The organism is Neobacillus solisequens (genome assembly GCF_051233465.1).
Lineage (GTDB): Bacteria > Bacillota > Bacilli > Bacillales > Cytobacillaceae > Neobacillus.
This window is the reverse complement of record NZ_JBKFGJ010000003.1, coordinates 114,733-140,848: the sequence shown is the minus strand read 5'-3', so window position 1 is coordinate 140,848 and position 26,116 is coordinate 114,733. Positions and strand designations below refer to the sequence as shown.

The window sequence follows — 26,116 nt, the reverse complement described above, 5'->3', positions numbered from 1 at the left end:
TGAAATATTTTTGCAGTAGTTACCATTTATGTTATAGTAAAGGATGTGGACAAACCCATAGAATTTACTTTTTAGGAGAGATTGTTAATGAAAAAATGGTTATTAGCCTTGACGTTAGCTGGTGGAGTTCTTGCATTAACTGCTTGTAATTCATCCGGATCTGACACAGTCGCTGAAAGCAAGGCTGGAGATGTAAGTCAACAGGAATTATACAACACAATGAAGGACAAGGTTGGAAATCAAGCGCTTCAACAATTGATTTATGAAAAAGTATTATCTAAAAAATATAAAGTCACCGATGCAGAAGTAAACAAAAAGGTAGCTGACCTAAAGGAACAATTAGGTTCCAATTTCGAGGCTGCACTTGCTCAGTATGGTTATCAAAATGAAGCAGATCTTAAAAAAACCATGAAGCTTGGCATGCTCCAAGAGAAAGCTGCCATGAAAGACATCAAAGTAACAGATAAAGAATTAAAGGATTATTACAATAACTATAAGCCAGAAATTAATGCTCGTCATATCCTTGTGGCTGACGAAGCAAAAGCAAAAGAAGTTAAGCAAAAACTTGACAGTGGAGCTAAATTTGAAGATGTAGCTAAGGAATATTCCACAGATACAGCAACTGCCCAAAACGGCGGTGACCTAGGCTGGTTTGGTTCAGGCAAAATGGACCCTGATTTTGAAAAAGCTGCCTATGCCTTAGATGTCAACCAAATTAGCGAACCAGTAAAATCACAATTTGGTTATCACATTATTCAGGTTACAGATAAGAAAAAGAAAGAATCTTATGCAAAGATGAAAGATCAAATCTTATATGAAGTTAAATCTTCCAAATTAACAAGTGACATCATCAATAAAGCAATGAATCGTGAAATGAAAGCGGCAGGGGTTAAAATTGATGATAAAGACTTGAAAGATGCTCTAAAACCATCTACTTCTGCAACTGGACAATAATGTAAAACCAAAGAGAGGAGGCCCCTGAAATGGCCTCCTCTTTCCTATTCACTAACTGCATCAGCAGTTTTCCTCAATTCTTTTTCCTTTTCGAGGCGTTCCATATAGATCTCCCCTTCACGTTCAATATCCTCTTGTTCCATCTTTCGTTCATCCCTGCCCGTTTTAATCGCCATTAAGGCACTCACTATTATTCCAACCACAACAGCATAGACCCAAATAGGAATAGTCATATTCTCTTGCTCCCTTCATAATGGTTGTCCACTTTTTACTATATGGATATTCAGTCTTTAAGAGAATATTCCTCCATAAAAAAAATAACCCGCGTTTGCAGGTTATTTATGAAAAACAGGTTTATAAAATGACCGATTATCCAGAGCAAAAATCCGATCTGTAAATTCTCCCGGCTTTACTCTTTCCAAAGCACGGTCCAGCATATTCATTTTTGCATCCAAATTATCGATATAGTGAAGTATCTCCGCTTCTTTAATCATTGGTGGTTTAGGGCTGCCCCATTCTGCTTTTCCATGATGGCTTAGGACAAGATGCTGAAGAATCAACACCTCTTCCCCGGTGATTCCTAGTTCTTCAGCTGCTTTGCCAATTTCATTAATCATGATGGTAATATGTCCGAGCAGGTTTCCTTCCAGAGTGTATACGGTGGAAATAGGACCTGATAGCTCCATAACTTTTCCCATATCATGCAAAATCACACCAGCGTATAGCAAATCCTTATCTAGACTTGGATATAATGAGGCAATCGCCTTAGCCAGATCTAACATGCTGACAACGTGGTAGGCAAGTCCAGACACAAACTCATGATGGTTTTTAGTGGCTGCCGGGTATTCCAAAAAGGCTGTTTGATGTTTCTTAATTAAATGGCGGGTAATTCTCTGGATATTCGGGTTTTTCATTTCAAAAATATATTGTGTAAGTTTGCTGACCATTTCATCTTGGCTTAATGGTGCCGTTTCGAGAAAATCCTCCAATTTCACATTGTCTGACGGTCCGGCTTTACGAATTTGCCGAATTTTTAATTGATTCTTTCCGCGGTAACTTTGCACATCTCCAAGGATTTTTACGATATTCTGGGCAGCATAGGTCTTTTCATCCTCATCATTAGCATCCCAAAGCTTTGCTTCAATCTCCCCACTTTGGTCCTGAAGTATTAAGGTTAAAAAAGGTTTACCGTTACTGGCAATTCCTTTTGTTGAGCTTTTGATTAATAGATATAACTCTATCTGTTCCCCGACATCAAAATGTCCAATTCCTTTAACCAACTCATACACGCTCCTTCCCATTAGTTTGAGTATAACATATCGGCCTAATATTCTATGAAATTATCTGAACAGTACCTTTTTCCAGTGAAAGAATCGATTCCTTTTGGAAAAGGGGGAGCAAGTGACTGTGACATGTAAAAAATAAGATCTGATTCTGCTTGATTTGTTGTAACAGATTGATGACTTTTTCCGTTCTGCCTGCATCAAAATTAACAAAACTATCATCGATCATGATAGGGAACGGATATTGATCATAGAGCGTTGTCACAAGGGCTAGTCTAACAGATACATAAAGTTGCTCTGTGGTGGCCTGACTCAATTCATTTGCTTCAAAAAGGGTATGATCATCTCGTTCTACTAAAAATCCTATTCCGATTGGATGAAGATGAATTCTCTGATAATGCCCATTGGTAAGAAAGAAAAAATAATCCTCTGCTTTTTTCAACATTCTCGGTAAGTAATCATTCTTATATTTGTCAATCGTACTTTTTAGGATTTTTTGCGCTAAGGCGTATACCGTCCATTCCTTAGCAGCTTCCTCTAACTCATATTTCTTCTGTTTAAAATGGTGAAGAATATCGGAATAGGTTCCACCTTCTTCTAATAATTGTAATTCATGCTTTATGGATGCTTGTTCTTCCTGCAGATTTTTTAGTTTTGCACGTAATTTCTGTGATTCTTGATTGCATTCACTGATTAATTCATCAGTTTTGTAGACGTTTAGCAGCACTTCTCGTTCTTCCTCTGTTAAGATTGTATAATGAAGCTGTTTTTGTAATGCAGTCAATTTTTCCTTTAGCTCTTCTGTTTTATAGGCCTTTTCGCCCAATTCATAAAATTGATGCTCAGTATCAGTGCCTGCTTCTTGAATTAATTTTTGATATTCTGCTTGTAACAGGTCCAGCTCATTGGCTCTATGCTTGATTTCTGCCTCAAGACCTTGCATCAGTTTCTCTTTTTCTCGGCTCAAAATGAGGTTTTCCTGGGCTTCTTTCAGCCTATTTCGCAATAAATAGGCTGTATTATGGAGATCCAACCCTTTTTGAGGAAGATAAAGTTCTTCATAGTTCCTCATTTTATTTGCAATAGTCGCCTTTTGCTGGTTAAGTTTTTCAAGTCGGCTCAATAATTGTTCCTTTTCTCGTAAAATGGTTTTACTTTCCTCAATCCACCTGAACGCTTCTAATAGATAAGAAGAAGCAATATTTTCTGGTATTTTCAGCTCCTTGCTTATGACATTGAGTTGTTTCTTATTTTCCGCATAGGCATGCTCCCATTCTTCATATTTGGCGATAACTTTTTCGAACTGGGCCTGCTGCTGCTCAAGTTTGATGAATAATAAATTCAAATGGTCACGGCATTTACGATCAAGCTTTAATTGTTCTTCCAACTTTGTAATATTTGTAAATGATACATCTTGAAGCCTTTCCTTAAGTTCTTTCTCCTTGTCCAATAAATCATGCATCGTTTTGTCTACGACAATTTCTAAAGGCATTTTGAAACTTTTGAATATGAGAACGGCAAAGAATACAAATGAAATTACTCCAACCAATGCTAAGATCCATTGTTTCGTCAGTAGCCCGTAACAAATCATCACAGCAAAAATACATTCAAAGAAGAAAAACTGAAAACGCTTCTGCTTTTCCGTCTTTACTTTAGTTGCTTTTTCCCGTTCAGAAGTCAGCCGAAGAAAATCAATTTTATCCTCGATGGCCTTTAGCTCAGCCTGCAAGTTTTTTAGGTCCCCTTCTTTTACTTGTTTCTCTAAAAGAAGACGGTCTTGTTCTGGTAAACAGGATTTTTGGGCTTTTTGTACCTCTAGTTCCATTTTCTCTAAAGCAGCCTTTTCAGTTTCATACTGAACTTCGAGATCCTGATTTTGATCTGAAAGCCTTTTTGCCAACCGAGAAAGTGCTTCAACCTGATCCCTCATATATATATTGGTGTTTATTTCCAGTAGATCCTGTTCATCAATAGATACATGTAATTTATCTTTCAGTACTTTTAACTTTTCATCAAACTCTGTTTGTTTTGCCTCCAAACGCTCGGTTTCGAGCTTCAATTGATTATAAAGAGGAACTTGATCAAGCAGAGTTAACAATTCACCCTCATTTTCAAGAAGTGCATGATCAGGAACACACGATTTCAACTCATTTTTTACCATATCAATACGTTCCGACAGACTATTGATTTCAGCTTGGATAGGAAGGATTTGCCCATTTAATTTCTCCAGGCGTTCAATTCCACGGGTGGGAAACTGAATTTCTCCCTGCATAGACAATTCAGTTTTTATCCATTTTTCTTCTTTTACAATGGATTCGATTCGATTCCATTCGTTTAATTTTTCAACTTTATTTTGAATTTCTGACACCAACTTGTTTGTCTCGTCCATTTGCTGTTGAATGGATGCTTTTTGCTTCACTAATGTTTCATATTCCATATTTTTTGAAGCAACATTTTTTAACTCGGAATTTATTTTGGCAAGTTCCTGTAATTTCTCATTAAGCATAGGCTTTTTCCCACCAGGCTTGAATCTGGCATCTAATTCTTTTTGAAGATAGTTTTCAGTTCTTGCCAATTGCTCAGTTCCAAGGGTACCAGCTGAAAATAAAAATTTGCCTAAAGCCTCTCCCTTCATTTGGTGTATATTTTGCAATCCGTTCAGATTAAAGGAATAGATGGACTGAAATATTCCTTTGTCAAAATTAGCAATTAGTTCTTTCAGTAGCTCCTCGTTGCCAACCTTCCCATTATCCAAGACTACTTTTACATCCCCTGCTGCCTTTCCTTTCACCCGTTCAATCGTGGCATATCCTAATTCTTCATGAAAAACTCTTAAATTACCGCCATATTTCGTACTATGTTTTGGCTCATATCGGAGCTCAGATTGCTGTTTAGTTGGAAAGCCAAAAAGAATAGCATGAATAAAAGCCATAATGGTTGATTTGCCTGCTTCATTTTGTCCATAGAAAACCTGAAAATCGGCAAACTGATCAATCTTAAGATTTTCTAATTGGCCAAACCCATAAATATGCATGGATACAAGTTTCAACACCACACCAGCTCCTTTCTATTGTTGATATAATAAATCAATTAATAATTTCTCGGCCTTCTTCAATAACTCTTTTTGTTCTTCCATTGACAATGGTGATAGAAATTTTTTGCCTACATGATGATCATATAAGGAATTTCTGCCAATCCCTGCCTCTTCCAACTGCTCGATCGTTGAAAAAAGCTCTGAATAGAAATTCGCTTCTTTTTTTAGCTGCTCCTTATCGATTTCCATCTTTTCCTGAATGGTTAATTCCACAACCCAAACGAAGGACTGCTCGTCCTTCTCATCATCCAATAGCAGCTCTAATAACTCTGCTTCCATTGTCCTTTTCTCCTGAACATCTTCTAGTAAAATATTATTTAACGTGAGATCTAGGAAGGTCCCAATCCCCTCTTTTCGACATTGGTTTATGGTAGATTGACATAAAAAAAGGATGTCCTGTAAACTATCTGCGGAGGAAGCATCTACCTCAATGGTCTCCCACACAATATCCGAAGATTCAATAAAGTCAGCAGTAGGTTCCAATTCTGTCAATGATATATGATAAAATCCCTTTGCCCCGGTCTCCTTCTTATTTCTACCCTGGATATTTCCTGGATAAATGATTGGTGGCATTTCGGAAAGAATAGTTCGCTTATGAATATGCCCCAAAGCCCAGTAGTCAAAATCTTTTTCCTGCAGGTCCTTGACTAAAAATGGGGCGTAATTATCGTGCTCTGTTCCTGCCCCTTCATTTCCATGCAAAATGCCGATATGAAAATCGGCTCCTTCCGTCTTTTGATAGTTATCTATTTTTCTTTCATACACATGTCTAGTCGGATAACTAAAGCCGTAAAGACGTACTGTGACCCCCAATTTAGTCGTATGTAATTTCGATTCTACCTCCGGTTTAAATATATGAACATTTTCCGGCATGTCAAGACGGACCCACGAACCATTTAAGTGGTCGTGATTGCCGTGAATGACATAAACAGATATCTCTTTTTCTGCCAATTTCAGCATCTCCATACGAAATCGTGATTGCGCCCTCAGACTCCTGTCCTCTCCATCAAACAAATCCCCTGCCAAAATAATAAAATCAACCTCAAGTTTAATCGCTGCCTCAGTGATTTTTTTAAAGGCAGTAAAAGTACTTTCTTTTACTCTGTTAAAAAGCTGGATCGGCAAATGCTGCAAGCCAATCATCGGGCTATCTAAATGGAGATCTGCCGCATGAATAAACGATATCTTTTTCATAAAACTTCCCCTTAGTTTGTCTTTTCTTTATTGTACCACCATTAAAATACGAATGCACGTTCTGTATAATAATATATTAAAAGCTTTACCGAAATCGGTAAAGCTCAAACAAGTTATTCATTTTTTGTTAATTGCAAGGCCTTTTTAATATCTTTAAATGAATTTGATTTTCCATACATGAGGACTCCTCCGCGATAGACCCTGGCTCCAAATACCGCTAAAACAATAATGGTGGCAAGTAAGAGACCTATGCCTACAATTGCTTCCCAAGTTGGAATCGTCAGCATCCCGACACGCAAGAACATAATCATTGGGGTAAAGAATGGGATATAGGAAGTAACAGTGATAAACGATGCATCAGGCTTGCCTAGGCCAAACATCGCAATCATGAAGCCAGCCACCACTAACATTGTCATCGGTGTAATCATCTGTTGGACGTCTTCAATTCTACTCACCAGTGATCCCAAGAAAGCGGCAAGAGTTGCATAAAGAAAATAACCAAGAATAAAGAAAATGACTGCATATACAATCGTAGCTGTAGGTACATCCCCAAATCCATAAACACCAAAGAAACCATCTTTTAACGAATCAAGATTATGCTTGAAAGAGAAATAGCCTACTATTAAAAAAGCTGCTAATTGTGTCAAACTTAATAATCCAATTCCTAGGATCTTGGCAAACATTTGTTTTATCGGAGAAACACTTGAAATAAGGATTTCCATCACCCTAGATGATTTTTCCGTGGCAACTTCCATAGCAATCATATTGGCATACATAATAACGGCGAAATAGATAACGAACAGGAGAACGTACACGAGCCCTCTTGCCTGATTTAACTCTTCCTCTGTTTTTGCATTCTTCTCCAGCGCTTTCTTTTCAAAGGTCACCGGCTTATAGAGCTTTTGCAATTGATCCTGACTTAGGTTGATTTTAGAAGCGGCTAGCATTGTTTTTAACTGCTGCAAGCCCGTTTGTAAGTCAGTCGATATGGTTGAATCTGCTATGGTCATCGCCTTAAAGGTCGCTTCAGGCAGCTGATCTTGGTCAAATCGTAACTGGACCGCACCAGTGTAATCACCATTTTTTACCGCTTTCTCCGCGGCTTGCTCATTTTTCTTATAATGAACAAGCTCCAGATCTTTATTAATTGCACTCATTTGCTGTTTGAACGGCTTGTATAGCTGTCCGGTTTCATCCAGCACTGCAATCTTATCTTTGCCACCTTTATCAAAGAAATCGATGATTTGATTAATATTAGTCAAGCCTAATACGATCAGTACCGTTAGCAATGTTGTAATGATAAAGGATTTTGTTTTCAATTTATTTAGATAGGTATGGAAGAGAATAATCCAAAAACTATTCATATGAATTACCTACTTTCTCAATAAAGATATCATTTAATGAAGGCTCTTCCAGTGCAAATTTTCGAATAAACCCTTTGTTCACAATTTCTTTTAAGATATTCTCCGCTACACTTTCACCTTCAATCTGCAATTCCATCCCCTCCATTGTTGACCTCGTTTTGACCACTCCTGGAAAGTCTTGTAGATAATCTAGGGCGAAATCAGCATGAATAATGAGATTTTTTTTACCGAAATCACGTTTAATTTCTTTTAAAGCACCTGAAACAACAGGATGCCCTTTTTGTAAAATGCATAAATGTTCGCACATTTCTTCGACATGATGCATCTGATGGCTGGAAAACACGATAGTTGCTCCATTTTCCTTTAATGACAGGACCGCACTTTTTAACTGTTCAACGTTTACAGGATCTAGTCCACTAAACGGTTCATCCAGAATAATTAACTTTGGTTTATGTATAACTGCTGCGATAAATTGAATTTTTTGCTGGTTTCCTTTGGAGAGTTCTTCGACCCGTTTATCCTCATATTCAGGTACCTTAAACCGTTCCAGCCACATCCGTAATTCCTTAAGCGCCTCGCTTTTGGCCATTCCTCTTAATCTAGCTAAATACACTATTTGATCTCGAACTTTTAGTTTTGGATAAAGCCCACGTTCCTCAGGAAGATAACCAACAAGATGGCTTGTGGAGTAATTTATCGGTTGGTCATCCCAAGTAACCTTTCCTTCGCTTGCATCCAGTAAGCCTAGAATCATCCTAAAAGTTGTTGTCTTTCCAGCACCGTTTGCCCCTAAGAAACCAAACATCTCTTTTTCGGGTATCGTTATAGATAAGTTATTTACAGCAGTAAACTGACCAAAGCGCTTAGTTACATGTTCCAGTTTCAATACCATTGAACCGCTCACTCCTTTCTATAGTACTACGATTATACCATATATTGGTTTCGTATTTTCTCTTTGCTAAATTGATGGAATTATGCAAAAATAATAGTAAGCATCTTTTTAAAAAAGGGGTATGTAAAATGAAAACGTATAAATTAACTGTTTTTGAAACAAATGGTGAGAAGCTTTTTGAGGAATCCTTTCAGGCTGAACATGACGATGCCGCAAAGGCACAAGGGGAAAAACTTTTATCTGAGAAAAATTTTCTTGAAAAGACCCATCGGTGTACTTCACCCAGTGGAAAACTATTGCTTTTTCATTCCTAAAATCCCTGCCCCTCTTGCATAGTGAGAGGGGCTTTCTAAACAAGTAAAAGTCCATCTAAATTAATAATTTTAATTTTTTTTTGTTTCTTTTGTTCAATATATCCTTGGTTTTCTAATTCAGCTAATTTACGACTGATTGTTTCAGGCGTTGTTCCTAAATAGGATGCTAGATCTTTTTTACTCATAGGCAAGGTAATTTCGTTAGATTGATCATGACTTATACATTCAGCCAAGAAGAGTGCCAATCTTGTTTCAACCTTTTCTGTCGCAAACCTTGTCGTTTGTTTTTCTGATTGCTCTAACCTCATCGAAAATTCTGCCAGTATCTTTAACGAAATCGATGGGAATTTTAATAATAGTTCTTGGAAATCTGATTGCCTAATCATACAAACATCGGTTGCTTCCACAGCCTCTCCAAATGATTCGTGAAAGTCCTTTTTAAATATAGTAAGTTCGCCCGTGAAATCTCCTGGATTTAATATTCGAACAAGCTGTTCTTTCCCGGACTCAGAAAGTCGATAAATTCTAATTTTCCCCTTATTTACAATATAAAGCGTATCAGCCTGATCACCAGCCCTGAAAATAATTTCTCCCTTTTGGTAATTCGCTGATTGAGTTAAGGACCTAATTTCTTCCATGTGTTCACAGTCTAAATGATCAAATATTGGGACTAACGAAACACATGAATGATGACCACATTCCAAATTTTTATTTTCAATACTCACTGTCTCCCACCCCTATTTTATTTATTGTGAAGGATTATGGAGTAACTGTACCGATTAAGCCGAATGATTTTTCAACAAAGGATCTTCCGTATTGGATACATAGCTTCTTTTCCTCAGATGATGGCGCTAAATCGATTTTTAACCCCTTTAGTTTGATATCTGCACCTATTTCTGTTAATTTTTCAATTAGAAGATCCACTGCTCTTCCCCGGTGCTCATAGGAAGAACTGCAGGAACCAAAAACTGCTGTCTTTTTTCCACTTAAGTGCAAAGGATCCATTTCTTCATAAAAATCAAGAAACTCATCAGGCAGATCTCCATCTCCCCAAGTGTAGGCTCCTATCAAAATTCCATCGTATGATTGAAGGTCTGCAGCACTTACCTCTATAATATCCTTTCGAACCAAAACAGCACCAGCTTGGATAACACCATCTCCAATTAAATGAGCCATTTCCTCTGTATTGCCTGTCATACTTGCATATACAATTAGTATTTTTGCTTTCATGAATATTAAACCCCTTATCTGGCATGGATATTGTGAAACTTGGTAGTTGCTTGAAACCTAATTAATCTTGTGGCATTCAGAATGACTAATAATACACTTCCTTGGTGAACGAACATTCCGGAAGCCAGATGAACAAATCCTGTTAAAACACCTATTAAGAGAACAAAAGCAATGCATACTGCAAAGAATGTATTCTGTTTAATATTGCGAACAGTAGCTTTTGATAGTGCGTAAGCATGTGCGAGTTGTGTAAATGAATCCCCCATTAAAACAATCTCAGCTGTCTCCTTTGAAATGTCTGTTCCTCCCATGCCCATTGCTATCCCTATATCTGCTGTTGCTATTGCGGGTGCATCATTAATTCCATCTCCCACCATCGCTACAATTGAGCCCTTTTCTTTTAATTTTTTCACGAAATTCACTTTGTCTTCTGGTAATAATTCTGCGTAATACTCGTCTATTTTTAATTTATTTGAAACTAATTCAGCTGTATGTTGATTATCACCAGTTAAGATGACAACTCTTTTTATTCCATTTTTTTTTATATCATCAATTACCCTCTGTGCATCCTCACGAATCTGGTCAGTAATGGATATAATACCAGCAATTTTTCCATTCAATGCCGCAAAAATAGCGGTATTCCCCTCCTTTTCTCTGGCAACCGCATAGGCTGCAATATCTTTTGAAAAATGGATATTTTCCTTCTTCATGAGTCTTTGGTTACCAATTACTAAATGACCCCCCTTTGCTTTTGCCCGAACTCCATATCCTTTTATCACTTCAGCAAATTCATATTCGTTTTTTAGGTTCAAGTTTCGAGTCCTTGCTTCCCTAACAATCGTTTCTCCAAGAGGATGTTCTGAAATCATTTCAGCCTGTGCCACTAGCCTTAATAATTCATGAGAATCGATTGATTGAAATGTTTTAATGTCAGTAACCACTGGCTTTCCTTGTGTTAATGTACCTGTTTTATCAAAAATAACAGTATCTGCTTTAGAGAATTTCTCCATTCCATCAACACCTTTTACCAGTACCCCGTTATTGGCTCCATTACCCATACCAGCAACACTTGAAACCGGAGCACCAATTACTAGGGCCCCTGGGCAAGCAATCACAAGGAAGGTGATGGCCATTTCGATATTTCTCGTTATTCCAAATACTAGAATGGACAAAAACATAATGGATGGTGTATACATCTTTGAAAATCTATTTAAAAATCTTTCTGATTTTGTTTTTGACTCTTGGGCTTCCTCCACTAATTCAATAATTTTCGCAAAAGCTGTGTCCTCCCCAACCTTTTCCGCTATCATTTCAATATAACCATTTTCAACAATTGTGCCGCTAAAGACTGGAATTCCGGCTGTTTTCACTACTGAAACAGATTCACCGGTTATCGTTGCTTCATTAATGAATGCATGACCTGTTACAATTTTTCCATCAACCGGGATCTTGCCGCCGGAACGAATAACCAATCGATCTCCGACCACTACTTCTTCTACTGATATCGTTACATGATTACTATTACGGATAACCACCGCCTCTCGGGGCGCCATATCCATTAGTTCTTTTAAAGATTCTCGTGTTTTCTTCAGTGTCCGAGCCTCCAGATACTCCCCTAATAAGAATAGGAATGTAACGATGGAGGATTCTGTATATTCATGAATAGAAATTGCACCTATCACGGCCATACAGACCAATAATTCTATACTGATAATTTTCACTCTTAACGACCGATAGGCTTTAAAAAATATAGGAACACTGGCTATTAAAGTGGAAACAATGGCCAAAACTCTTTGTGCCAGGACCATATGCATATGCCCCGCCAAGAAACTGGTGATGATCAAAAAGCCTGCAACAACGATAAGACGGTTTTTATTTTTTGGAATTGCAGCTTTCATTCTTTCACCTTCGAAACTTTGGATGATAAAACCATATATCCTAATCGATTTAAAGTTTCCTTGATACTACCTGCGCTAGTTTTCCCTTCATCAAATTGCATTTTAATTTTCCCAAGATTAAAGTAAACTTTTACTGATTCCACCCCGGCTTTTTTGGAAAGGCTGGATTCTATTTTAGAAATACAGGATGGGCATGTGAATGGTTCTAACTGAAATACTGCTTTTATCATTTGATTCTCCTCCTTTTGGTTATACCCTTATCTTAATGACTCAACCATTAAAAAAACTTGACCAAAATCAAGTTTTAAATAAAAGTGCATAAAAAAAGCAAGTAAGTAAAAGATCACTTACTTGCCTTGCTTTGAATTTTGTTTATTCCCCTATAAACCTAGGTTTTCTCTTTTCAAGAAATGCCGTAATTCCCTCTTTATGGTCAGCAGTTTCACGCATTTTTTGCTGACCGTATTTTTCAAGTTCTAGAATTTTTAGAAGCTGCGGACGATTTTTCTCAGCCAAGATTTTTTTCGTTTTAATCATGGCTAGGACCGGACGGCTTAACCAGTCGTTAATTCTTGTATGTACAGCATCCTGCAAATCTCCATTTGAAACCTCTTGAATGAGACCCAATGACAACGCTTCCTCTGCGGTCATCATTTTCCCATCCCAAATGACTTGCTTTGCCTTTAATTCTCCTAATCTCTTTTCTAAAAAGAAGTGGGCTCCTCCATCAGGAATTAAACCGATTCCGATAAAGTTCATTGCCAATTTGCTGTTTGCATCAGCAATGATATGATCGGTGGCTAATGCCAAGCTGAATCCCAATCCTGCTGCAGCCCCTGTTACAGCACTAATCGTCAGCTTCGGAATACTATAGAGAGTTATAATTAATTCGCTGATATAATCCATCACCGGATAGAAATCGCTTTCATTCATGTTCGAAAGCATGGTTTTAATGTCTCCCCCAGCTGAGAAGGCTCTACCGTTCCCAGTTATAACGACAATATCCACTTCATCCGATTCCCCGATTTCCTTAAGCCTGTAAACTAACCCCTTTATTACATCTACATCCATTGCATTTAGAGCTTCCGGACGGTTTATTTCTACCGTTGCCACACGGCCATCCACGCGTAAATTCACTTTATCTGTTGTAAAATTTAATACCATTTTTACCCCTCCTCTCCTTTATTCAATTCCATTATATCGGATTGAAGTTGAATTTTCCAAATAAATCAAAAATTTATAATAAAGGATTTCTACTTTGCTTTGATTTACTACACCTTTTAAAAAAATCTCGGAATGGTTCTTCACGCAAAAAGGCCCCCGCCTGTTAAGCATGGGAACCTTTTTCTGAAAAGAGTTCGTTTAATATAGTAATTTTTTGTTCTGTATATGCCTCAAAAGCATCATTATAGGACTTCGGATCTTTCGGATTTGCAAAATGAGTAATTTTTCCCGTCAAAGGGTGAATAAATTTACTGGATGCACCGCAGCCCAAACCGATAATGGTTTGAAGTTCTTCCATAATAATAATATTGTAAATACTTTCTTGATTTGGCAAGCTATATCCGACATTCTCCAGATTTCCAAGAATGTTCTTTTGTCTATATAAATAGTAAGGTGCATAGCCGTGTTCTGCAGTCCAATCCTGAGCCAGCTCCATCATTTTTTCAGCTTCAGACCGATCAGCTACTTTGTATTTCTCTTTATTTTTTGTCATTTCGGAAGCACGTTTGAAGGATAAGGTATGAACAGTCAATGATTCTGGCATCAGCTTTTCGGTTTCTTTTAAAGAATGTGTAAATTCAGGGATCCCTTCGCCTGGCAGGCCAATAATCAAATCCATGTTGATATTGTTCATGCCCATTTGCCGAGCCAAGTGGTATTTTTCGATGGTTTCGGTAACCGTATGGTGTCTCCCAATTGCCTTTAACGTTTCCTGGGTATAGGATTGTGGATTAATACTGATTCTGTCAATCTTCCACTTTTTCAAAACCTCTAATTTTTCAGGAGTAATGGTATCCGGACGCCCAGCTTCAACGGTTATTTCGCGAATCTTTTCTACTTCAGGGAAAGAAGTGTACATTTCTTCATAAAGCATATCCATTTCTTCAGCAGTAATACTTGTTGGTGTCCCGCCGCCATAATAGACTGTTGTAATCCGAATGCCTTTTTCCTTTAGCCATTCGCCGATTTTTTTCATTTCATAGTGTAGACCGCCTAAGAAGGAATCTACTGATCCTTGCCGGCCATTGATCGCGTAGGCGGGGAAGGTGCAATAAGCACATTTTGTCGGGCAGAATGGGATACCGATATAAATACTCACTTCTTTTTGTAAAGAATACAGGTCAGGTATTACCGCCAATTGCCGGTCGATAATATGCTGCATGAGATTGATTTTTTCATCGGTAATAAGGTATTCCTCTTTCAATTGCTTGTGGGCAATAGTTTGCGGAATGCCTTCCTTGGTGCTCTTGTGCAGAAGCTTTGTTGGTCTGACACCGGTTAAGATTCCCCATTTTTGTACTATGCCGGTCCAATCCTGCAATACAGAAAGATAGACATGGGAAACCGCGACTTTGATTTGTTTAAAATGTTCTTTTTCCGAATCAGTTTCAATCAATTTCTTTTGATATTGGTTAACATGAGTTTTTCCGTTGGAATCCTTTAATTCTGCAGAAACAACAATCTGCTCTGAAATTCGCATATGAAAATATATAGTTAAATCACCATCATCGGATCCTGACAGATCAATTTTTGTCTCTTCAAAAAACAAATTGGCAATCAGCTGAAGCGGCCGTTTAAATCTTTCATCCTCTAACCCTAGTATGGAAATTCGCAAGTGTTATCACCTTTTCAAATTAAGCTCCCTTAAGTGTACAAAATCGCTAAAATAAGGTCAATATAGTGGAAATGATTATCAGGTTTATTTGGTCTAGGTGATGTAATACGCAGGAATTAATCACATCAATTTCTCGCAACTATCTTAGTTTCTTGGTTATCATTTTCTGAATTTGGCTCGGCTTCGAACTCGCTCTTGCTTCCTAGGCTCCTCCTTGTCTGAAGTCCGCTCAGCTTTGGACTCGCTCTTGCTTCTTTTGGCTCCTCCTTGTCTGAAGTCCCCTCAGCTTTGGACGCGCTCTTGCTTCTTTTGGCTCCTCCTTGTCTGAAGTCCGCTCAGCTTCGGACTCGCTCTTGCTTCTTTGGATCCTCCTTGTCTGAAGTCCGCTCGGCTTCAGACACTGCCTTGCTCTTTTCACCTTACCTTGTCCGAAGTTAACATTTCTGCTTTGGACGCGCTCTTGCTTCTTCTGACTCCTCCTTGTCTGAAGTCGTCTCGGCTTCGGACTCGCTCTTGCTTCTTTGGCTCCTCCTTGTCTGAAGTCCGCTCGGCTTCAGACACTGCCTTGCTCTTTTCGCTTTGCCTTGTCCGAAGTTAACATAGCTTCGGACTCGCTCTTGCTTTTTTGGCTCTTCCTTGTCTGAAGTCGGCTCGGCTTCAGACACTGCCTTGCTCTTTTCGCTTTGCCTTGTCCGAAATTAACATAGCTTCGGACTCGCTCTTGCTTCCTTGGCTCCTCCTTGTCTGAAGTCGGCTCAGCTTCGGACTCGCTCTTGCTTCTTTGGCTCCTCCTTGTCTGAAGTCCGCTCGGCTTCAGACACTGCCTTGCTCTTTTCGCTTTGCCTTGTCCGAAGTTAACATAGCTTCGGACTCGCTCTTGCTTTTTTGGCTCTTCCTTGTCTGAAGTCGGCTCGGCTTCAGACACTGCCTTGCTCTTTTCGCTTTGCCTTGTCCGAAATTAACATAGCTTCGGACTCGCTCTTGCTTCCTTGGCTCCTCCTTGTCTGAAGTCGGCTCAGCTTCGGACTCGCTCTTGCTTCTTTGGCTCCTCCTTGTCTGAAGTCCGCTCGGCTTCAGACACTGCCTTGCTCTTTTCGCTTTGCCTTGTCCGAAGTTAACATAGCTTCGGACTCGCTCTTGCTTTTTTGGCTCTTCCTTGTCTGAAGTCGGCTCTGCTTCAGACACTGCCTTGCTCTTTTCGCTTTGCCTTGTCCGAAATTAACATAGCTTCGGACTCGCTCTTGCTTCCTTGGCTCCTCCTTGTCTGAAGTCGGCTCAGCTTCGGACTCGCTCTTGCTTCTTTGGCTCCTCCTTGTCTGAAGTCCGCTCGGCTTCAGACACTGCCTTGCTCTTTTCGCTTTGCCTTGTCCGAAGTTAACATAGCTTCGGACTCGCTCTTGCTTCTTTGGCTCCTCCTTGTCTGAAGTCGGCTCGGCTTTGGACGCGCTCTTGCTTCTTTTGGCTCCTCCTTGTCGAAGTCGGCTCAGCTTCAGACACTGCCCTGCTTTTTTCGCCTTGCCTTGTCCGAAGTTTCCTCGTCTTCAGACTCAACCTCGCTTTTTTCGCCTTGCCTTGTCCAAAGTTTGCCCTTTGATTTCCAAACAAAAATACCACAGGCATACACACCCATGGTATTTTTCATAATAACTACTTTTTAATAATTTTCATTTTCCGCAAAAACTCGATTGGCTGTTGCTTTCGGAAGTGTTCTTTTACCATGTAGGCAACGCCTTGTTCGTTTTCCGAACGTGTGACCCAGTCGGAGGCCCGTTTAACATCATAGCCAGCATTCCACATGGAGACACCTAGACCTGCCGCTTCAATTAACGGGATATCATCCAAGGAATCCCCAATATAGACCATTTCTTTCAGCGCAAAGCCGAGATGGCTTCCCAAATGAGCCAAGCCATCCAGTTTGGATACGCCTGCAGGTACAATATCTAAACGCAGGGAATCCAGCTTAATTGCCTGAATTTCGGTAAACATCTTTTCGATCGCAGTTCTTGCATCCTCCAGGTCTCTTGGTTTTTCAAAATAGGCCTCAATTTTAGGAGGAGCCACTTTTTGTTCATGTAAATATTCACTCAGGGTTGGCACAAATTGCTGAGAATAGAACATTGGATCCCCCGAGGTAAACACCGTTTTAGCCAGAAGATTATTATGCAATTTAAATTTATTCGCTAAGGAAAATTCCTCATGCACAAGCCGGATTTGACAAGGTAAGGTCTCAAGTAATTGGACCGTATCATAGGTGATTTCTTCATTGATCCGCTTAACCAAAAGTGGCTCAGAATCAGGAGCAGCAATATAGGCTCCTTGATGGGTAACTAACGGTAATTTTATCTTTAACGCCTTTGCCACCTTTTGGGCAGATGGGAAGCAGCGTGACGTAACAAGTGTTACATAAATCCCTTTCCCTTGTACATATTCAACGGCATCTTTTGTTGCCTTGTGCATTCGGCCATTGGTTTGTAACAGCGTGCCGTCAATATTCAATGCTAGCATGCGGTAAATCATCCTGTTGCCCCCTGTTCTTCGTGAAGTTACTCCTATATCAGTTTTATGTGACCTCACTTATTTATAGAACAGGGCAGTGAAAGATGGACTAGATTTTAAGATTAAACTTCGCCGTACAACTCAGCAAGAGGCTTCATGATTAATTGATTTAGTTCTCCAATAATTATACTCATGCGTTGTTCTGCCTGCATAAGGCGGGAAATTTTTTCGTTTTGTTGAACTTGTGCCACAGTAGTCTGAGCCTGTTGGACCTCTTGTTCGGAAATATTTTGTCCCATCATTTGTTTTTGCTGCAGGTTTAATTGAATTTGCCGGAAGTGATCAAACATTTGCTTTGCCTGAGGATCCGCGTTCACTTCATTATAAGCTTGCTGTAATTGTCTATACTCATCACTTTGGCGAATTGCCGTTTCTAATGCATATGCAGAATCATATAAATTAACTGCCATTTGTAGGTCCACTCCTTTTTTAATACAATTCTTCCCAACTATAACAAACTATTCGCTTGATTGCGAGAATGTTCAATTCACCTTCTATCCAGTATTTTCATACCATACTTATATCAGCAAATGCCTATTCTTAAATAAATGAGGAGTGATTATGTCTGTTCCATTAATCCCTGTCACCATTGTTCCTCAAAAACAGGTAGATGAGTGCTACATCCAATTATCTGAACAATTATACAAACAATTGCAAATAGAGACGGAATTAACACTTATACTGGGAAGGTCTTCAATTCAAGTCCGTGTTCATACTAAGCCAATGCTGGGCAATGAAATCCATATGTCTGAAAAAATTTTCATTGAACTATCCCTGCCAATAAAAAAATATCAATTTCTCACAAAATATGATTCATCCAGCCATTCAATGAAACTAGGACCAATCATTGGGTTGCTTATGGAATTCTCCCCGACGGAAAAAAAACCATTTTCTCGATTACAGCAATTTTGCGAAGAACTTCATCAAGTAGTTTCTGAGAAGGGCGGTTTTTTTTACGTTTTTTCTTGTGAATCATATGCCCAGACTGGTTACTACTATGAAGAAGGCAAATGGCTGTCGGCAAAACTTCCTTCACCCGATGTGATTTATAATCGTGCCTCCCGCAAACTTGAACAAATACCGAGATTTAAGAAGTTTCGTACAGGGCTGGAACAACAGGTGATCCCGCTTTTTAATGATCGATTCTTTTCAAAATGGGAGGTAAATGAGTGGCTTAGAGAACAGCCACACCTACAAAATTATCTTCCTGAAACACAAATTTTATCAAAAGAGAGCTTCGAACTATTCGTACAGCAATATGATACTGTTTTTATCAAACCAATTCATGGCAGCCAAGGAAGACATATTACAAAAATCGAGAAGTCCACCTCTAATCATTATTCCTTTCAGACCTCCATTATGAATCGAACGGAACAAGATTTACCATTTGATCAGCTCTATCGAAAAATTCTCAGTTTACTGGGTAAGTCAGTTTATATTATCCAAGAAGGTCTTTCCCTCGTCACAATAGATTCTAATCCCTTGGATTTTAGAGTACTATGCCATAAAAATCATGAGCATCAGTGGGTTATTACTTCGATTGTTGCCAGAGTCGGGGCAGAGAACGAGATCGTCTCCAATATTGCAAGAGGTGGAACCACCACAAAATCTTTGGAGGTATTAAGGTTTTGCTTCGGGCCCAAAAAAGCCTTGGAAGCTCTAGACATGATAAAAGAATTGTCACTTAGGATTGCTCAAATAACCGGATTGCGTTCCAAGGGGATTACAGGTGAATTGGGAATTGACATTGGTGTGGACCTAAACGGCAAACCATGGTTAATTGAAGTAAACTCAAAGCCCTCTAAATTTAACGAGGAACCAACCGGTAAAATCAGGCCTTCTGCAAAGGCCATCATTCGGTTTTGTACAATATTATCTTTTGACTATAACTGTTGAAAATGAGGTAGAAAAAATTGATAGCATTGGGAATCATGTCATTGCATTTAGATAGTGAAGCTTCTTATATTACAGAGATGGCGCGGCACGCCGAACAATGTGGGATTGAATGCTACCGGTTTATTCCGTATGAAATCAATCCACATTCATTAAAAGTAAATGGGAGAAAATTCAATAACCAAACCGGAATTTGGGAGGACACCGAGTTTCCCATTCCCGCCATTCTTTATGACCGTTGCTATTACGGAGATGACGAGCATTCAAAAAAATGTTTGCCGGTCGTATCCTGGTTAAAAAGCAGAAATGATATTACTTTTTTAGGCTATGGATTACCGAATAAACATGAGCTTTACGAGACACTAAAAACCTCTGTTTTGTCTGCCTATTTGCCTTCAACAGAATTAGTTGCCCAACCGGAGATGGTCTTGGCATCGTTGAAGAAAATGAAAAAGGTGATCATTAAGCCTGTCAATGGCTCTCAAGGCTATGGAATTTACTATATTAAAATAAACGAAAAAAGCTATCATGTTAAAACGGAAAAGAACAAGAAAATCATATCACGCATCTTTCCAAATGAACGAAAACTTCTGCATTGGTTAAAAACCTTAATTGCTCAGCACAAGTACCTGTTACAGCCCTACCTGGAGTTATCGAATAGTGCTTTGCAGCCATTTGATGTTCGCGTATTGCTGCAAAAAAACGAAAATGGAATTTGGGGTGAGATGGGTAGAGGGGTTAGAATCGGAAATTCCGGCGGGGTGTTATCCAATTTAAGTGCAGGTGGTACCGTTATACCTTATATGGATTGGGCATCTTCTCTATCCGGTAAAACGGAATTTATTCATCAAGAAATTGATTACATTCTGAATGAGCTGCCACATTTGCTGGAGCATCAATTTTTACCATTATTTGAGCTTGGCATAGACATCGGCATCGCTAAAAACGGATCAATCTGGATTCTTGATATGAACTCCAAACCTGGTAGAAAGGTGATTCTGCAAACCCGACCGGAAATATCCACTCAACTTTACCGTGCTCCCCTTCTCTATGCCAGGCATCTTGCCCAGACCGGTCATACAGAAAGGAAGACCTTTTATGAGAAAACGCTATCTCATTGAAATTGTGCAAAACGACCAACAGATCGTCTTTTGCCCTCCCTCAATTATTCAAAACAAACAACTAACTCGTATTGCCTTTGGATCCAAGTCCTTTGAGGTGGAATTTCTCCCCCATCCAGATAAAAATAATTGTATCGTCATTAGCCGGGACATTCAAAAGCAGCTTACTATCCCAAATCTACCGATATCCTTACATGTTTTTACGGATCAACAAACACTGTATATAGGTCCCCTTGTCGGCATCTTCACATCCGGGTTTACCCAAGAACAGGAGCAGCCCCTTGGTGAAAGGACTGAATTTTTTTCAAAGCTGTTATCTCTCAATAAGACAGTTGGCGCGTTTGCCTTTCTTTTTGGTGAGCCGGATATCGATTGGGAACAGGGAACTATAGAAGGACTTTTTTTTCATGACAATGCCTGGAAAAGAATGGTGGTACCTTTTCCAAATGTCATCTATGACCGCCTTCCCAATCGGAGAAGTGAAAGTATTCCAAAATTGCAACGAGTCAAGGAACGCCTTCAAACGGAATATTTGATTCCATGGTATAACCCTGGTTTTTTCAATAAGCTGGAAATTTATGAAAGATTGCATCAAGATGCTTCCGTTGAGAGATATCTACCAGAAAGTCATCCGTTTACCTCGTTTTCATTAATCGAAACGATGCTGTCTAAGTATGGGCATGTCTATATTAAGCCAAAAAACGGCAGTCTTGGCTTAGGAATCCACCAGATTATTTATGACAAACATTCCGACGAATATTACTGTCGTTACCAGGATCAGGAAGAAATCAATCGACTTCGAAAATTCCCTAGTCTTGAACTGTTATTTAAATGGGTTTTTGCTAATAGGCCATTAGAAAATATGCTGGTACAGCAAGGAATTCATTTACTTCGTATCGACAAACAGGCCGTGGATTTTCGTGTTCACACCAATAAAGATGATTTCGGTAATTGGCAGGTATCAGCGATTGCTGCAAAAATTGCCGGTCCCGGCAGCGTTACGACCCATAAGCGAAACGGTGGAAGAATCACTACCTTATCAGAAATTTTTTCGCAGGAGGAATGTGATGTATATACCGAGAAGCTCACACAGGCAGCTCTTCAATTAAGCAAAGTACTGGAAGAAAATATTGAAGGCATTATTGGAGAAATTGGTTTTGATTTAGGAATTGACCGTAATGGTGAGATTTGGCTCTTTGAAGCAAATTCCAAGCCAGGAAGGTCCATCTTCAGTCACCCAGATATGAAGCATTTTGATTTTTTAACGAGAAAGTTATCACTGGCTTTTGCCATCTTTTTGACAGAACAGTCTCTCCTCCACCCTGAGGAGCTATTTAAATGAAGCAGAATGTACGACCGCTTATTGGAATTATGACGGCAACCAAATCAGATGGGACGATTGCTGGTAATGCCTCTCTCTTTAAAAGGCTGCAGAAAAAGCTTATTTCACAAAATGGAATAAGCTTTATTTTTACCCTTGAGGGGGTTGGGGAAGACCAGATTACCGGCTATCAATTTGACCCGAAAGACGGGCTTTGGAAAAAAGAGATATTTCCCTTCCCTGATCTCGTTTATAATCGGATTCCACTTCGTAAGGTGGAACAAACCAAGGCGTTTCATCGCTTCATTGAAACATTAATTGAAAGAAAGATCCCTTTTTTCAATCCAAGCTTTATTGATAAATATCAGCTTTATATCCTATTTAAAGACCACCCCTTCTTAAAACAATATTTACCCCAAACCATCCTTGTCCAACAAGAGCATGCTCTATTTTTATTTTTACAAAAGCACAAAAGTATCTACCTAAAACCTGCTAGTGCTTCCAAGGGTAAGGGGATTTATCGAATCAAGCTTTTGCAAGATCAGATACATGTAGAAGGAACAAAAAATTTACTTACCCATTTTCCATCCTTTCAGCTATTTTGGCAGGAATGGCAGGAACACCTGTTAAACAATCCCTATTTAGCCCAGGAAGATATTCATTCCGCGGAATACGAGGGAAATCGCTATGATTTTCGCATTCTTGTTCATGTAAAGAATGGGGTTTACTCCTTAACTGGAATCGGAATCAGACAATCACAGGATCAGGGAATTACCACGCATATACCTGCAGGTGGGAAGCTGCTTCCCTATCATTTGATAAGATCAAGTTTCCATGAAGAATTTATAGAACGGATTATCGAACCAATTGGAGAAGCTTTGACAGAAAAAATAGGGTACTTCGGGGAATTTTCAATCGATGCAGGAATCAGTAAAAACGGAAAGTACTATATTTACGAGGTCAACTCCAAACCAATGAGCTTTGATGAACCGGAAATTGAAGAAGTCAAAATAGAGCGGCTATGTCAATTGTTCCAGGAGCTGACAAAATTTCGACCTAACCAAAAAAATACTATTTAAATCCTCTCTCAAACAAGGTAATCTTAACTTAACGAATGCTGAATGAGGGGGATGAAAACATGATTATGCACTTTCAGTTTAAACCTTTATTTGAAAATAAGGAAATTCCCGGCTGGAACATTTCTTTCTATCATAAAAAACAGAGGTATACTGGGGTCTATCACCAAACCGGCAAAATTGAATGGACCTCTACAGTCCCGGAACAGGATGAAATGGAGGCTTTAACCAGTCAAATACACGAATTAATGCTCTACCATGTTTATGAGTAATCGCATTTTTGTATGAAACATGATCCTTTTCGGAAAACTAATGCTAGTTATTTCGAAAGGATGAATGCAAATGAATGAAAAAAAAGAGAAACTCACCAATGATGGATCCGCCTTTGAGGGCAGAGATAAAGCATACATTGATATAGACAGAATGATTAATGAAGGCATGTCCGGTGGGTCGGTGCACGCACGCCAGGAAACGACCAACATTGAAGAGGCGCGTGACCTGACTGAAGAACAACCTCCATATGAATGCGACTAAACTGAGCAGATTCACTCGCTCAGTTTTTATTTTTTTATCATCTTGCATACCTGTTATAATGAATACAATAGGAATCATAATGGAGAATGATGATGTTAAAAAAATTATTATCTTTATATAAAAATTCATACTTACTCACCAGCCTGCCCGAGAAACCTTTAGAATCCCATTTTGTCTTTTTCGCTGGTTCATCTAATCAATGGATTTCTATACCAAAAGAGATGGTAAGCGACAAAGAAGTTCATTTGTTGAATACACTGTTTGAACTGGTGGAATATCACCCCTCTCAATCTTCATTAGGTGAAGACTGGCATCGTTTTTTACTGCAAAACGGTCCGGTACCGAGGCAAGCCTTTGATGGTCAATATCGATTTATACAGTTCCATATTAATGGGAATGCAATTGATCACCAGGAGATTGAAGCTGCCCTAAAAGGATTTTTTGTTGAGGATGTAGTGATTGTTTGGGAAAGTAGTACAGATGGGGTAGTGGTTGAAGCAAAAAAACAAATTTCACTTTCCGATGAAGAATTAGTATCGATTTCGGAAACGTTAGAGAGTGACTTTTTCATAAAAACTTCATTCTATATTGGCAAGCTTTACTACTTTTCAACAGAACTGCCCAATCAATTCCTTCAAGAAAAGGACTTCTTCCAGTTTGGCATCCAGAGGATAGTGAACACACCTATTCTTACCTATGAAAGAGTGTTTCCAGCTTATTTGGCTGCTCATTTACCAAAAGAGTTGAAGCAAAAGATTAGCAAAGACATGATCGAACTCTTTGTGCATGATCCTGAATTATTTGATTCCATTAAAGTGTTTTTGGAGAATAATTCAAATGCCAGTCTCACAGCAAAAAAATTGTATATTCACCGCAATACCCTGCAATATCGTCTTGATAAATTTGTTGAAAAAACTGGTATCGATTTAAAGGATTTTTACGGCGCATTTACAGTATTTTTAGCTTGTCAGCTGTTTGAACAAGAATCCTGACAAATTGCCTAAAATAGCGTTTTCATTTTTTGTGCAACCTGTCTATATGGTTTTTTTACCCACCCCTGTAAACTAAAATCATTAAGTGATCAGGGAGGAAATGAAAGTGGCTGAATTAAAATTAGATCATATTTATAAAATTTACGATAATAAAGTAACGGCAGTTAAAGATTTTAACCTACACATTGATGATAAAGAGTTTATTGTATTTGTTGGTCCTTCTGGATGCGGAAAATCAACCACACTTCGAATGATTGCCGGACTTGAAGAAATTTCTAAAGGTGATTTTTTCATCGATGGAAAAAGAGTGAATGATGTGGCTCCGAAAGATCGTGACATCGCGATGGTATTCCAAAACTATGCTCTTTATCCACATATGACAGTTTACGATAATATGGCGTTTGGATTAAAGCTCCGTAAATTTGCGAAAGATGAGATTGATCGCCGTGTGAAAGAAGCTGCAAAGATTCTAGGCTTGGAAGCTTATCTAAGCCGGAAGCCAAAAGCTCTATCTGGTGGTCAACGTCAGCGTGTTGCATTGGGTCGGGCAATCGTCCGTGATGCCAAAGTATTCTTAATGGACGAGCCATTATCTAACCTTGATGCCAAGCTTCGTGTACAAATGCGTGCTGAAATTGCCAAGCTGCATCGCCGTTTAAACACCACTACTATTTACGTAACTCATGACCAAACAGAAGCTATGACTATGGCCACTCGTCTCGTTGTCATGAAAGATGGTATCATTCAACAAGTAGGATCTCCTAAAGAAGTATATGAAAAGCCGGAAAATGTTTTCGTTGGTGGTTTTATTGGGTCACCTGCAATGAACTTCTTTAAGGGAACGCTTCAAGATGGCAAATTTGCTATCGGGAACACGACCATTGTGGTACCAGAAGGAAAAATGAAATTCCTTCGTGAACAAGGGTATATTGGCAAATCCATGATTCTTGGAGTTCGTCCAGAGGATATCCATGATGAGCCTGTTTTCCTTGATGCTTCCGCTGGAACTGTTATCGCTGCTAATATTGATGTTGCTGAGTTAACCGGTGCTGAGTTAATGATCTACTCCAGCGTTGAAGGACAAGATTTTGTAGCACGTCTTGATTCACGCAGTGATGTTAAACCTGGCGATAAAGTAGATCTTGCTTTTGATTTAAATAAAGCTCATTTCTTTGATGCAGATACAGAAGTCCGTGTACGTCCCGAGACTGAATAAGGTCATAAAGATAAGCCTCGTTTCTTGAAAACGAGGCCTATTCTTTTATAAAAATAATTTCTTCGTGAAAGCATCTTGGACATTGATAGACATGTGGACATTTATGCGCTGAATGGGTATCAGGATAACCATCCTCCAGCTTCATTAAATCAATCTCCATATATGGACTGTAATCGTCATAAAAATCCATTAATCTCCCTGAATCCATCATCGATTCTCCACAATTTGAACAACCTAAATTAATCACACGCCAACCATTGCAAACCGGACAAATTGACATCATTCTCACCTACTGCTTTATGTTTACTCATAGTTTGTGTTGAAAAAAAGACCCTATGTAGTGGA

The 26,116-nt window shown here is 39.0% G+C and carries 26 protein-coding genes; 10 read left to right on the top strand and 16 right to left on the bottom strand.

Going from position 1 to position 26,116, the window contains the following annotated elements:
- Positions 1-87: 87 nt before the first annotated feature.
- A complete protein-coding gene (locus ACI3K6_RS04865) occupies positions 88-954 on the top strand; it encodes a peptidylprolyl isomerase (RefSeq protein WP_435553961.1) in 867 nt (288 codons plus the stop codon).
- A gap of 44 nt (positions 955-998) precedes the next feature.
- Here the strand turns inward: ACI3K6_RS04865 and ACI3K6_RS04860 are convergent, their stop codons facing one another.
- From ACI3K6_RS04860 to ACI3K6_RS04835, 6 genes are all read right to left on the bottom strand, one after another.
- Entirely contained in the window at positions 999-1,187 is a 189-nt protein-coding gene (locus ACI3K6_RS04860) for a sporulation YhaL family protein (protein ID WP_335481947.1), read from the bottom strand.
- Positions 1,188-1,289: 102 nt separating this feature from the next.
- On the bottom strand, positions 1,290-2,234 hold the full coding sequence (gene yhaM / locus ACI3K6_RS04855; RefSeq protein WP_435553960.1) for a 3'-5' exoribonuclease YhaM: 945 nt from the start codon (positions 2,232-2,234) through the stop codon (positions 1,290-1,292).
- Between the two features lie 52 nt (positions 2,235-2,286).
- A complete protein-coding gene (locus ACI3K6_RS04850) occupies positions 2,287-5,289 on the bottom strand; it encodes an ATP-binding protein (protein ID WP_435553959.1) in 3,003 nt (1,000 codons plus the stop codon).
- 15 nt (positions 5,290-5,304) lie between these two features.
- Positions 5,305-6,525 (bottom strand): metallophosphoesterase family protein, encoded by a 1,221-nt coding sequence (locus ACI3K6_RS04845; RefSeq protein WP_435553958.1) that lies wholly within the window; start codon positions 6,523-6,525, stop codon positions 5,305-5,307.
- A gap of 113 nt (positions 6,526-6,638) precedes the next feature.
- Positions 6,639-7,889 carry an ABC transporter permease gene (locus tag ACI3K6_RS04840; RefSeq protein WP_435553957.1) on the bottom strand — a complete coding sequence of 417 codons (1,251 nt, stop codon included), beginning with the start codon at positions 7,887-7,889 and terminating at the stop codon, positions 6,639-6,641.
- Entirely contained in the window at positions 7,882-8,781 is a 900-nt protein-coding gene (locus ACI3K6_RS04835) for an ABC transporter ATP-binding protein (protein WP_435553956.1), read from the bottom strand. Before ACI3K6_RS04835 ends, ACI3K6_RS04840 begins: the two co-directional genes overlap by 8 nt.
- Positions 8,782-8,909: 128 nt before the next feature.
- On the opposite strand from ACI3K6_RS04835, the gene ACI3K6_RS04830 reads away from it, so the two are divergent.
- Positions 8,910-9,095 (top strand): YhzD family protein, encoded by a 186-nt coding sequence (locus ACI3K6_RS04830; RefSeq protein ID WP_335481959.1) that lies wholly within the window; start codon positions 8,910-8,912, stop codon positions 9,093-9,095.
- Positions 9,096-9,130: 35 nt separating this feature from the next.
- Here the strand turns inward: ACI3K6_RS04830 and ACI3K6_RS04825 are convergent, their stop codons facing one another.
- The 9 genes from ACI3K6_RS04825 to ACI3K6_RS04785 all read right to left on the bottom strand — a co-directional run bounded on the left by ACI3K6_RS04825 (position 9,131) and on the right by ACI3K6_RS04785 (position 18,028).
- Positions 9,131-9,820 (bottom strand): Crp/Fnr family transcriptional regulator, encoded by a 690-nt coding sequence (locus ACI3K6_RS04825; RefSeq protein ID WP_335481962.1) that lies wholly within the window; start codon positions 9,818-9,820, stop codon positions 9,131-9,133.
- Positions 9,821-9,854: 34 nt separating this feature from the next.
- Positions 9,855-10,325, bottom strand: a complete 471-nt coding sequence (locus tag ACI3K6_RS04820; RefSeq protein WP_435553955.1) for a flavodoxin — start codon at positions 10,323-10,325, stop codon at positions 9,855-9,857.
- A 14-nt stretch (positions 10,326-10,339) separates the two neighbouring features.
- A complete protein-coding gene (locus ACI3K6_RS04815; protein WP_435553954.1) occupies positions 10,340-12,223 on the bottom strand; it encodes a heavy metal translocating P-type ATPase in 1,884 nt (627 codons plus the stop codon).
- Complete coding sequence (locus ACI3K6_RS04810; protein ID WP_435553953.1) at positions 12,220-12,453, bottom strand: heavy-metal-associated domain-containing protein; 234 nt, start codon at positions 12,451-12,453, stop codon at positions 12,220-12,222. The genes ACI3K6_RS04815 and ACI3K6_RS04810 overlap by 4 nt, the downstream gene beginning before the upstream one ends.
- Before the next feature lie 142 nt (positions 12,454-12,595).
- On the bottom strand, positions 12,596-13,387 hold the full coding sequence (locus ACI3K6_RS04805; RefSeq protein ID WP_335481970.1) for an enoyl-CoA hydratase: 792 nt from the start codon (positions 13,385-13,387) through the stop codon (positions 12,596-12,598).
- 163 nt (positions 13,388-13,550) lie between these two features.
- The gene (locus tag ACI3K6_RS04800) at positions 13,551-15,062 is read right to left on the bottom strand and encodes a coproporphyrinogen III oxidase (RefSeq protein WP_435553952.1); all 1,512 of its coding nucleotides are present in this window, start codon (positions 15,060-15,062) and stop codon (positions 13,551-13,553) included.
- A gap of 813 nt (positions 15,063-15,875) precedes the next feature.
- Positions 15,876-16,247, bottom strand: a complete 372-nt coding sequence (locus ACI3K6_RS04795) for a hypothetical protein (RefSeq protein WP_435553951.1) — start codon at positions 16,245-16,247, stop codon at positions 15,876-15,878.
- A gap of 462 nt (positions 16,248-16,709) precedes the next feature.
- Positions 16,710-17,579, bottom strand: a complete 870-nt coding sequence (locus tag ACI3K6_RS04790; RefSeq protein WP_435553950.1) for a Cof-type HAD-IIB family hydrolase — start codon at positions 17,577-17,579, stop codon at positions 16,710-16,712.
- A gap of 101 nt (positions 17,580-17,680) precedes the next feature.
- A complete protein-coding gene (locus ACI3K6_RS04785; RefSeq protein WP_435553949.1) occupies positions 17,681-18,028 on the bottom strand; it encodes a YlbF/YmcA family competence regulator in 348 nt (115 codons plus the stop codon).
- 151 nt (positions 18,029-18,179) lie between these two features.
- Here ACI3K6_RS04785 and ACI3K6_RS04780 point away from each other — a divergent pair, with 151 nt between their 5' ends.
- The 8 genes from ACI3K6_RS04780 to ACI3K6_RS04745 all read left to right on the top strand — a co-directional run bounded on the left by ACI3K6_RS04780 (position 18,180) and on the right by ACI3K6_RS04745 (position 25,771).
- A complete protein-coding gene (locus ACI3K6_RS04780; protein WP_435553948.1) occupies positions 18,180-19,514 on the top strand; it encodes a YheC/YheD family endospore coat-associated protein in 1,335 nt (444 codons plus the stop codon).
- Positions 19,515-19,531: 17 nt separating this feature from the next.
- The gene (locus ACI3K6_RS04775) at positions 19,532-20,632 is read left to right on the top strand and encodes a YheC/YheD family endospore coat-associated protein (RefSeq protein ID WP_435553947.1); all 1,101 of its coding nucleotides are present in this window, start codon (positions 19,532-19,534) and stop codon (positions 20,630-20,632) included.
- Complete coding sequence (locus tag ACI3K6_RS04770; RefSeq protein ID WP_435553946.1) at positions 20,610-21,974, top strand: YheC/YheD family endospore coat-associated protein; 1,365 nt, start codon at positions 20,610-20,612, stop codon at positions 21,972-21,974. Before ACI3K6_RS04775 ends, ACI3K6_RS04770 begins: the two co-directional genes overlap by 23 nt.
- Positions 21,971-23,032, top strand: a complete 1,062-nt coding sequence (locus ACI3K6_RS04765) for a YheC/YheD family endospore coat-associated protein (protein WP_435553945.1) — start codon at positions 21,971-21,973, stop codon at positions 23,030-23,032. Before ACI3K6_RS04770 ends, ACI3K6_RS04765 begins: the two co-directional genes overlap by 4 nt.
- Before the next feature lie 59 nt (positions 23,033-23,091).
- The gene (locus ACI3K6_RS04760; protein ID WP_335480995.1) at positions 23,092-23,301 is read left to right on the top strand and encodes a YheE family protein; all 210 of its coding nucleotides are present in this window, start codon (positions 23,092-23,094) and stop codon (positions 23,299-23,301) included.
- A 70-nt stretch (positions 23,302-23,371) separates the two neighbouring features.
- Positions 23,372-23,563 (top strand): hypothetical protein, encoded by a 192-nt coding sequence (locus ACI3K6_RS04755; protein ID WP_335480993.1) that lies wholly within the window; start codon positions 23,372-23,374, stop codon positions 23,561-23,563.
- 92 nt (positions 23,564-23,655) lie between these two features.
- Positions 23,656-24,555 (top strand): PucR family transcriptional regulator, encoded by a 900-nt coding sequence (locus tag ACI3K6_RS04750; RefSeq protein ID WP_435553944.1) that lies wholly within the window; start codon positions 23,656-23,658, stop codon positions 24,553-24,555.
- Between the two features lie 106 nt (positions 24,556-24,661).
- Positions 24,662-25,771 carry an ABC transporter ATP-binding protein gene (locus ACI3K6_RS04745; protein WP_335480989.1) on the top strand — a complete coding sequence of 370 codons (1,110 nt, stop codon included), beginning with the start codon at positions 24,662-24,664 and terminating at the stop codon, positions 25,769-25,771.
- A 37-nt stretch (positions 25,772-25,808) separates the two neighbouring features.
- On the opposite strand, the gene ACI3K6_RS04740 is transcribed toward ACI3K6_RS04745, so the two are convergent.
- A complete protein-coding gene (locus ACI3K6_RS04740) occupies positions 25,809-26,051 on the bottom strand; it encodes a hypothetical protein (RefSeq protein WP_335481013.1) in 243 nt (80 codons plus the stop codon).
- Positions 26,052-26,116: the final 65 nt, after the last annotated feature.

What these genes read in the sequence shown, in the direction of transcription:
- ACI3K6_RS04865 (WP_435553961.1), top strand. Translation starts at nt 88, where the DNA reads ATGAAAAAATGGTTATTAGCCTTGACGTTAGCTGGTGGAGTTCTTGCA.
- ACI3K6_RS04860 (WP_335481947.1), bottom strand. Translation starts at nt 1,187, where the DNA reads ATGACTATTCCTATTTGGGTCTATGCTGTTGTGGTTGGAATAATAGTG.
- ACI3K6_RS04845 (WP_435553958.1), bottom strand. Translation starts at nt 6,525, where the DNA reads ATGAAAAAGATATCGTTTATTCATGCGGCAGATCTCCATTTAGATAGC.
- ACI3K6_RS04840 (WP_435553957.1), bottom strand. Translation starts at nt 7,889, where the DNA reads ATGAATAGTTTTTGGATTATTCTCTTCCATACCTATCTAAATAAATTG.
- ACI3K6_RS04835 (WP_435553956.1), bottom strand. Translation starts at nt 8,781, where the DNA reads ATGGTATTGAAACTGGAACATGTAACTAAGCGCTTTGGTCAGTTTACT.
- ACI3K6_RS04830 (WP_335481959.1), top strand. Translation starts at nt 8,910, where the DNA reads ATGAAAACGTATAAATTAACTGTTTTTGAAACAAATGGTGAGAAGCTT.
- ACI3K6_RS04820 (WP_435553955.1), bottom strand. Translation starts at nt 10,325, where the DNA reads ATGAAAGCAAAAATACTAATTGTATATGCAAGTATGACAGGCAATACA.
- ACI3K6_RS04815 (WP_435553954.1), bottom strand. Translation starts at nt 12,223, where the DNA reads ATGAAAGCTGCAATTCCAAAAAATAAAAACCGTCTTATCGTTGTTGCA.
- ACI3K6_RS04810 (WP_435553953.1), bottom strand. Translation starts at nt 12,453, where the DNA reads ATGATAAAAGCAGTATTTCAGTTAGAACCATTCACATGCCCATCCTGT.
- ACI3K6_RS04805 (WP_335481970.1), bottom strand. Translation starts at nt 13,387, where the DNA reads ATGGTATTAAATTTTACAACAGATAAAGTGAATTTACGCGTGGATGGC.
- ACI3K6_RS04790 (WP_435553950.1), bottom strand. Translation starts at nt 17,579, where the DNA reads ATGATTTACCGCATGCTAGCATTGAATATTGACGGCACGCTGTTACAA.
- ACI3K6_RS04785 (WP_435553949.1), bottom strand. Translation starts at nt 18,028, where the DNA reads ATGGCAGTTAATTTATATGATTCTGCATATGCATTAGAAACGGCAATT.
- ACI3K6_RS04780 (WP_435553948.1), top strand. Translation starts at nt 18,180, where the DNA reads ATGTCTGTTCCATTAATCCCTGTCACCATTGTTCCTCAAAAACAGGTA.
- ACI3K6_RS04770 (WP_435553946.1), top strand. Translation starts at nt 20,610, where the DNA reads ATGAGAAAACGCTATCTCATTGAAATTGTGCAAAACGACCAACAGATC.
- ACI3K6_RS04765 (WP_435553945.1), top strand. Translation starts at nt 21,971, where the DNA reads ATGAAGCAGAATGTACGACCGCTTATTGGAATTATGACGGCAACCAAA.
- ACI3K6_RS04760 (WP_335480995.1), top strand. Translation starts at nt 23,092, where the DNA reads ATGATTATGCACTTTCAGTTTAAACCTTTATTTGAAAATAAGGAAATT.
- ACI3K6_RS04755 (WP_335480993.1), top strand. Translation starts at nt 23,372, where the DNA reads ATGAATGAAAAAAAAGAGAAACTCACCAATGATGGATCCGCCTTTGAG.
- ACI3K6_RS04750 (WP_435553944.1), top strand. Translation starts at nt 23,656, where the DNA reads ATGTTAAAAAAATTATTATCTTTATATAAAAATTCATACTTACTCACC.
- ACI3K6_RS04740 (WP_335481013.1), bottom strand. Translation starts at nt 26,051, where the DNA reads ATGTCAATTTGTCCGGTTTGCAATGGTTGGCGTGTGATTAATTTAGGT.